Source organism: Clostridium sp. TJA038 (assembly GCF_058310255.1).
Genome location: NZ_JBZEFA010000008.1, coordinates 40,063 through 47,454 on the forward strand (window position 1 = coordinate 40,063; position 7,392 = coordinate 47,454).

Below are 7,392 nucleotides of genomic sequence, written 5' to 3' on the forward strand. Positions count from 1 at the left end.
AATAATTAAATATATTTTTATTTAATATAATTAAAATGCATGAACTATATAACAAAAAATATGTAAAAATATTCGTGTTTTTTGCCTTGACCTAAGAGTTTTACTCTGTTAATATGGTATAGGGCAATAGAGTTTAAGGCTTAAACAGTCATAAATACGAACATTGTCTAAGTTTTAAATGATAATTAACCGCTATGGTTTATAAAAAAGAATGTTAATGTTCTTTTATGAGGAGGAAATAAAAATGTCAGCATTTGTTGTATTAGGAGCTCAATGGGGAGACGAAGGAAAAGGAAAGATGACAGATTACTTAGCAGAAGAAGCGGAAGTAGTTGTTAGATTCCAAGGAGGAAATAACGCTGGACATACAGTTGAAGTTGAAGACAAACAATATAAGTTACACTTAATACCTTCAGGAATATTACATGATGAGAAGTTAAACGTAATAGGAAATGGTGTTGTAGTAGACCCTAAAGCACTATTTACAGAAATAGATTATTTAGAAGATTTAGGGGTAAAGGTAACTCCTAAAAAATTAATAGTTAGTGATAGAGCACATCTTATAATGCCATATCATATAACTTTAGATAAATTAAAAGAAAAAGCAAGAGGAAAAAATGACATAGGAACTACTTGTAAAGGAATAGGACCTTGTTATACTGATAAATATGAAAGATCAGGAATAAGAGTTTGTGATCTTATGCACAAAGATGCTTTTGCTGAAAAATTAAGAATAAATATAGAAATGAAAAATGGATATATCAAATTATTAGGTGGAGAAGAGTTAAACTTTGATGAAATCTATAATGAATATATGGCTTTTGCTGAAAGATTAAGACCATATGTTAAAGATACATCAGTTGAAATATACAATGCTATACAAGCAGATAAAAATGTACTATTTGAGGGAGCACAAGGAATGCTTCTAGATATAGACTATGGAACTTATCCATATGTTACATCATCAAATACTACTTCTTGTGGAGTTGCAAGTGGAGCTGGTATAGGTCCAAATATGGTAACTAATGCAGTTGGAATAGCTAAAGCCTATACTACAAGAGTTGGTAAAGGTCCATTCCCAACAGAATTAGAAAATGAAACTGGTGATTGGATAAGAGAAAAAGGACATGAGTATGGAGTAACTACAGGAAGATCAAGAAGATGTGGTTGGTTAGACCTTGTTATATTAAAAACTACAACAAGAGTTTGTGGGTTAACTTCATTAGTAGTAACTAAGATAGATACATTAGCTGGCTTAGATAAAATAAAAATATGTGTTGGTTATGAGTTAGATGGAAACATTATAGACTATTTCCCAGCAAGTTTAGAAGATTTAGCAAGATGTAAACCTGTATATGAAGAGTTCGATGGTTGGGGAGAAGAAGTTGCTAATGCAAGAAGTTATGATGAACTACCAGAGAATGCTAAAATTTATCTAAGAAGAATAGAAGAATTTACTGGAACAAAGGTTTCTATAGTTGGTGTTGGACCAAAGAGAAATCAAACTATAAGAGTAAGAGAAGAACTTTAATAAATTTTAAATATATTTATTTTGAAATAGCTTAAGAATATTTAATCTTAAGCTATTTTTTATTTTAGGGTATAATATTTTTAAAATTATGAGTTTTAAAGGAGAATTGTATGGGATATATAATGGATTTAAGAAAAGAACTTCCTAACCCACATAGACCACTTATAATGTGTTCAGCTGGAATTATATTAATTGATAAAAAAGGAAGAGTATTACTTCAAAAAAGAACTGATAACAATAAGTGGGGACTTCCAGGTGGAAGCCTAGAGCTTGGAGAGAGTTTTCAAGAGGCTGCTATTAGAGAAGCTTTTGAAGAAGTAGGACTTAAGGTTAACTCATTAAACTTATTTAATGTTTATTCAGGAAAAGAGTGTTATAATAAGTACCCTAATGGAGATGAAATTTATAATGCTTCATCTATATTTGTTAGCAATGATTATAGCGGAGAGCTTAAATTAGATGAGGAAGAAAGTGCAGATGCTGTATTTTTTTATAAAAATGAAATTCCTTCATTAGAAGAAGTTAATCCGCCAGACAGAGTAGTTGTTAAAGATATAATAGAAAAATTAAATATAGAAGATTATATATAATTTATTATATTTATAATTCAGAGTGAAACGCTTGTGTTTGAATTTTATAGAGAGTATAATTATTGATATAAGTTTTGATTTAATTAAGAGAGGTGTAGTTTTATTATGATAACTAAAGACATGACAATTGGTGAAGTTATAAGAAAAGTTCCAACAGCTGCTGAAGTATTAATGAGTTTTGGTATGGGATGTGTAGGATGTCCATCAGCTCAAGCAGAAACTTTAGAAGAAGCTGCAATAGTTCATGGAATAAACTTAGATGATTTAATTGAGGCTATAAATAACATAGAATATTAATTTTAGGTTCTTTTAAGATAAGAAGTGCTATTTAAGTACTTCTTATTTTTGTTTTAAATGAGTTATTAAAGATTATTTATAGTTTAAAAAAATTTTTTGATAAAATTTAAAAATAACTATTGCTAAATAATAATTATTATTATATAATAATGACATAAGGTTGATGAGTAAACATCAATAAATAATAATAAGACTTTTTAATTATGATATAAATTGAAATTAGATAAATTGTTTGTTTTGTAGGAGGAATAAATTATGAAAAAATTTGTTTGTACAGTATGTGGATATGTTTATGAAGGAGAAAAAGCACCAGAAAAATGCCCAGTATGTGGTGTTGGAGCTGATAAATTCGTAGAGCAAAGCGGAGAATTAACTTTTGCTGATGAGCACAGAATCGGTGTTGCTAAAGGTGTTGACGAAAGAGTAATCGAAGGATTACAAGCTAACTTCGTTGGAGAATGTACAGAAGTAGGAATGTACTTAGCTATGTCAAGACAAGCTGATAGAGAAGGCTTCCCAGAAGTTGCAGAAGCTTATAAGAGAATCGCTTTCGAAGAAGCAGAGCATGCTGCTAAATTCGCTGAAATGTTAGGAGAAGTTGTAGAAGCTGATACAAAAGCTAACTTACAAGCAAGAGTAAATGCAGAGCATGGAGCATGTCAAGGTAAGAAAGACTTAGCTACATTAGCAAAACAATTAAACTTAGATGCAATCCACGACACAGTACACGAAATGTGTAAAGACGAAGCTAGACATGGAAGAGCTTTCGAAGGATTATTAAACAGATACTTTAAATAAGATCCATCACAAATTGTTTGTATTGATATATTTATAAAGAAAAAGCTACTAAAATACATATTTTAGTAGCTTTTTTATTATTTGAAAGGTTTTTTTCTATTTGATATACTTCCAAATAAGGAGTGATTAAAATGGGGAAAGCTTATGAAAAAGTTTATGAAGTTACTTATGGAGAGACTGATGGAAGAAAAGAATGTAGAATAACATCTATGATGGGTTTCTTTTCTGATTGTTGTTTGTGTCAAGAAGAAGAAAATTCAATGAATTATACAGACAATAATAATGATACAACTTGGGTATTTTTTGACTATGAAATAGATATAAAGAGATATGCAAGATATAGAGAAAAAATAAAAATTAAAACATATGTTGAATCAATTAGAAAATTTTACTCTAATAGGATTTTTGAAGCTTATGATATGGAAGGAAATTTATTAGCAAGGGCTAATGCACTAGCTTTTTTAATAAATAAGAAAACTAGAAGACCAGCTAGAATAAGTGATAAAGAATATGAAATTCATGGAGTGGACAAGAATTCATCAAATTTGATAAGAAAAAAATTAAGCTTTGAAAAGTTTGAAAATGAAGACATAAATATGAGCTTTCATGTAAGATATTTAGACATTGATTTAAATAAACATGTAAGTAATATTAAGTATTTAGAATGGATTTTAGAGACAGTTCCAGTTAAAATAGTTTTAAATTATAGAATGGAAAAAATTAAAATAAAATTTGAAAAAGAAATTACATATGGTCATAATGTAATTATAAAATCAAAAATAGTTAAGGGTGAAGAAGGAATAAAAGTTCTTCATAAAGTTGAAAATGAAGATGGAGAATTAATAACTTTAGCTGAAACTTATTGGTATTAAAATTATTTTAGGAGAATTATTATGGGTAAGAACAATTTTTTTAAAACATATGATGTTTTATATTATGATTCAGATGTGAATGAAAACATAAAAATGGTATCACTTATGAAAATTTTTGGAGATATATCCTCAATTCATGAGGAAGAACTAGCTCATGAGGGAATTAAATATTTAAAAGAAAATAAATTAAGTTGGATTATTTATAGTTATTCAATAGATATAAAAAAACCTATAAAGTATAGAAGTAAAATTAAAGTAGAAACTTACTTAGAAGGAATAAAAAAGTTTTATGCCTCTAGAGTTTACAAGATATATGATGAGAATAATAATTTTCTAGCAGAGGGTAAAATTATATTTTTACTAATAGACTTAGAAAAGCGTAAAGCAGTAAGAATTCCTAAAGAGTACTGTGAACTAATAAACATGAGTGATTGTGGAGAAGTAGAACTAAAGTCAACTAAAGTAGAAAAGTTAGTTAGAGAAGATTTAGAAGCTCTAATATCTGTAAGAAGAAGTGATATAGATTTTAACAAACATGTTAATAATACTAAATATTTAGAATGGACAATGGAAGCTACTCCAGAATGTATTTTAGATGATTATAGTCTTATATCAGCTAAAATAAAATATGAAAAAGAAGTTAGACTTGGAGAAAATGTAAATATTATATGTCAATGGGATGAAATTGAAGAAGGATATAAATGTTTATATAAGATTGTAAATGAAGCTTCGGGAGAAAACTCAGCATCTATAGAAACTATTTGGAAAAAAGAATTTTAATAAAATCCTTGGTATGTCTAGGAATTTAAGTCCTAGTTATACCAAGGATTTTTTATAAAATAAAATTAAAAAAATATTAAAAATTAAAGAGTACAAGAAAGTGCAGCGTTAAAGCCAGAACTCCAAGCCCATTGAAGATTGAAGCCACCACAATCTCCATCTACATCTAAAATCTCGCCACAAAAATATAAATTATCAACTAACTTTGACATGAGAGTTTCAGGATAAACTTCTTTTGTGTTTATTCCTCCAGTAGTTACCTGTGCTGCTTGAAAGCCATTTGTTCCTATACATTTAAACTCCCAAGATTTCATAAGCTTTATTAAGTTCTTTTTTTCTTTCCAAGTAAGTTCATAACAGGGTTTATGCAAATTATCTACACCAGCCTCCCTTAACAAAACAGGTATCATTTTTTTATTAATAATACCTATAAGAGAATTTATAACTTCTCTACAAGAGAATATAGCAAAATGCCCTTCAAGAAAATCTTCTAGTTCTTTTAAAGATTTATCAGGCATCATATCAACAATTATTTTAACATCTTTTCCTTTAAAACAACCTAAAGATGCTTCTCTAGATATTTGTAATATTGGAGGGCCAGAGATTCCGTAGTCTGTAAAAAGAATTTCTCCAAATTCTTTTCTAATACTTTCACCATTACATAAAACTTCAGCATATCCATTAAATTTTATTCCAGATAAAGCTTTAAGTTTATTATGAGATAATTTTAACTGCACTATAGCTGGATTAGGTTCAATAATAGAATGACCAAAATTTTTAGCAAGATTATATGCAGAACCATCTGAACCAGTTTTAGGGGCGGATTTTCCTCCACAAGCCATTATTAATTTTTTGCACTTAATCACAGGAGATTCTTCATTTCCTGTGGATAATTTAAATTTCCCCTTTGCTTTACTTATAGATTTTACTTTATAGGAAGTGTAAATAGGTATTTCTCTTTCTTCTAAAGCCATTTTTAAAATATCTAAAACAGAAGAGGCCTGAAGCGATTGTGGATAATTTTTACCTTTTTCAAGTTCTACAAAAGGCAATCCTAAATTAAGAAAAAATGCTTTAGTATCTTCTACAGAAAATTTATCTAAAGTTTTTATAAAAAATCCATCATTTTCACTATGAAAATTTTTATAAGGGAAACTGATTAAAGAATTTGTTATATTACATCTTCCATTTCCAGTAGTAAGAATTTTCTTACCGACTCTATCAGTTCCTTCAACTATAGCAACATCTAAACCAAAATCTTTAGCTGTAATTGCAGCTGTCATACCAGAGGCTCCACCTCCTAAAATAACTACATCATGATATATCATAATTTTAAAATTCTCCTTTCTAAGTTTATCTATTAATAATCAAATAATTTTAAAATTTATTATATTTTTTATCATAACATTTCTAAACTTGAATTGTATCATATTTAAGTGTTTATAGATACTTAAAGAGAAAAAATGAAAGGTAATATTATTTTATTTGGTGAGAAATAATATTACAGGAGGTGTTTATTTATGAAATTTAAAATTACAAATGAAATCTTAGAAGGATATAATACAGAATTAAAAATAAGAAGAATGAATTATGACCAAGTTGTAGTAGATTATAATAATAATTCAGGAATAAAAACATTTAAAATGATTGATGGAGAATTAGTTTCAGAGGGAGAGGTTGATGAGATAATTAAAAAACATACTGATTTGTTAAAAATAAAAATAAATAGAGGTACTTCAGCTTTATTTTATAAAGGGATAATAGATTCTATAGAGGAAGCTATAGAAGAGGTAAATTCTTTAGTGGTTTTAAATGATTTTACTAAAATAACAAGTAGAAAGGGCTTTTGGGATAAAGATATACTTGTGTATTTAAATGGGAGATATCCCATAAAAATTGAAGCAAGTGGAAGAAATTTTAAAGAAAATAGCTATAAATTTAATATAAAGGTTCTAGAAGATACAGAATTCATTGAAATGTGCTATTTTAATATAGAAAAATTAAATAATCAAATAAATTGGAGAGAAAGACAATTAAGTATATATAAAAAAATAGTCAAAAAAATAGAAAAATAGAGTAATTTTGAGTAAAATAGAGAAATTGAAAAATAATTTTATTAAATAGCTATAAATAGCTTAAAATAACTAAAAAAACTGTTGACATAACTTTAATTTTTGGGTATTATAAACCTTGTCAGGTCGCCAAGAGCGAAAGACAAAAACAAAATAAACAAATTTAGTTTAAAGCTAAAACTGGTCAAAATGATGTGGTTTTAAGAGTTAATGTGGCCCCTTGGTCAAGCGGTTAAGACACCACCCTTTCACGGTGGTAACAGGGGTTCGATTCCCCTAGGGGTCACCAACATGGTCGCATAGCTCAGCTGGGAGAGCACCTGCCTTACAAGCAGGGGGTCACAGGTTCGATCCCTGTTGCGACCACCATAAAACTTTTAATGGCTCAGTAGCTCAGTTGGTTAGAGTGCCGGCCTGTCACGCCGGAGGTCGAGGGTTCGAGCCCCTTCTGA

General features: G+C 28.6%; 8 protein-coding genes and 2 tRNA genes. 9 read left to right on the plus strand and 1 reads right to left on the minus strand.

All coding sequences use genetic code 11. The features are described from left to right. The first annotated feature begins 244 nt into the window (after window positions 1-244). From AC4FQV_RS10615 to AC4FQV_RS10640, 6 genes are all read left to right on the plus strand, one after another. Entirely contained in the window at window positions 245-1,531 is a 1,287-nt protein-coding gene (locus AC4FQV_RS10615; RefSeq protein WP_491140110.1) for an adenylosuccinate synthase, read from the plus strand. A gap of 110 nt (window positions 1,532-1,641) precedes the next feature. Continuing rightward, window positions 1,642-2,121: an NUDIX hydrolase gene (locus tag AC4FQV_RS10620; protein WP_491165472.1), complete on the plus strand. Its 480-nt coding sequence runs from the start codon at window positions 1,642-1,644 to the stop codon at window positions 2,119-2,121. A 105-nt stretch (window positions 2,122-2,226) separates the two neighbouring features. Next, entirely contained in the window at window positions 2,227-2,418 is a 192-nt protein-coding gene (locus AC4FQV_RS10625; protein WP_491140108.1) for a DUF1858 domain-containing protein, read from the plus strand. A gap of 255 nt (window positions 2,419-2,673) precedes the next feature. Then, entirely contained in the window at window positions 2,674-3,216 is a 543-nt protein-coding gene (locus AC4FQV_RS10630; protein ID WP_491140107.1) for an NADH peroxidase, read from the plus strand. Between the two features lie 131 nt (window positions 3,217-3,347). Then, window positions 3,348-4,088 carry an acyl-[acyl-carrier-protein] thioesterase gene (locus AC4FQV_RS10635; protein WP_491140105.1) on the plus strand — a complete coding sequence of 247 codons (741 nt, stop codon included), beginning with the start codon at window positions 3,348-3,350 and terminating at the stop codon, window positions 4,086-4,088. A gap of 21 nt (window positions 4,089-4,109) precedes the next feature. Beyond that, a complete protein-coding gene (locus AC4FQV_RS10640; RefSeq protein ID WP_491140104.1) occupies window positions 4,110-4,868 on the plus strand; it encodes an acyl-ACP thioesterase domain-containing protein in 759 nt (252 codons plus the stop codon). 83 nt (window positions 4,869-4,951) lie between these two features. On the opposite strand, the gene AC4FQV_RS10645 is transcribed toward AC4FQV_RS10640, so the two are convergent. Continuing rightward, complete coding sequence (locus AC4FQV_RS10645) at window positions 4,952-6,196, minus strand: BaiN/RdsA family NAD(P)/FAD-dependent oxidoreductase (protein WP_491165473.1); 1,245 nt, start codon at window positions 6,194-6,196, stop codon at window positions 4,952-4,954. A 192-nt stretch (window positions 6,197-6,388) separates the two neighbouring features. Between AC4FQV_RS10645 and AC4FQV_RS10650 the strand changes: the two genes are divergently transcribed. The 3 genes from AC4FQV_RS10650 (at window position 6,389) to AC4FQV_RS10660 (ending at window position 7,309) form a co-directional block, all read left to right on the plus strand. Further along, window positions 6,389-6,943 carry a hypothetical protein gene (locus AC4FQV_RS10650; protein WP_491140102.1) on the plus strand — a complete coding sequence of 185 codons (555 nt, stop codon included), beginning with the start codon at window positions 6,389-6,391 and terminating at the stop codon, window positions 6,941-6,943. A 211-nt stretch (window positions 6,944-7,154) separates the two neighbouring features. Continuing rightward, window positions 7,155-7,229: transfer RNA gene (locus AC4FQV_RS10655), tRNA-Glu, on the plus strand. A gap of 4 nt (window positions 7,230-7,233) precedes the next feature. Then, a tRNA-Val gene (locus AC4FQV_RS10660) sits at window positions 7,234-7,309 on the plus strand. Window positions 7,310-7,392 lie beyond the last annotated feature (83 nt).

Coding starts and splice junctions, on each gene's coding strand:
- AC4FQV_RS10615 (WP_491140110.1), top strand. CDS start 245: ATGTCAGCATTTGTTGTATTAGGAGCTCAATGGGGAGACGAAGGAAAA.
- AC4FQV_RS10620 (WP_491165472.1), top strand. CDS start 1,642: ATGGGATATATAATGGATTTAAGAAAAGAACTTCCTAACCCACATAGA.
- AC4FQV_RS10625 (WP_491140108.1), top strand. CDS start 2,227: ATGATAACTAAAGACATGACAATTGGTGAAGTTATAAGAAAAGTTCCA.
- AC4FQV_RS10630 (WP_491140107.1), top strand. CDS start 2,674: ATGAAAAAATTTGTTTGTACAGTATGTGGATATGTTTATGAAGGAGAA.
- AC4FQV_RS10635 (WP_491140105.1), top strand. CDS start 3,348: ATGGGGAAAGCTTATGAAAAAGTTTATGAAGTTACTTATGGAGAGACT.
- AC4FQV_RS10640 (WP_491140104.1), top strand. CDS start 4,110: ATGGGTAAGAACAATTTTTTTAAAACATATGATGTTTTATATTATGAT.
- AC4FQV_RS10645 (WP_491165473.1), bottom strand. CDS start 6,196: ATGATATATCATGATGTAGTTATTTTAGGAGGTGGAGCCTCTGGTATG.
- AC4FQV_RS10650 (WP_491140102.1), top strand. CDS start 6,389: ATGAAATTTAAAATTACAAATGAAATCTTAGAAGGATATAATACAGAA.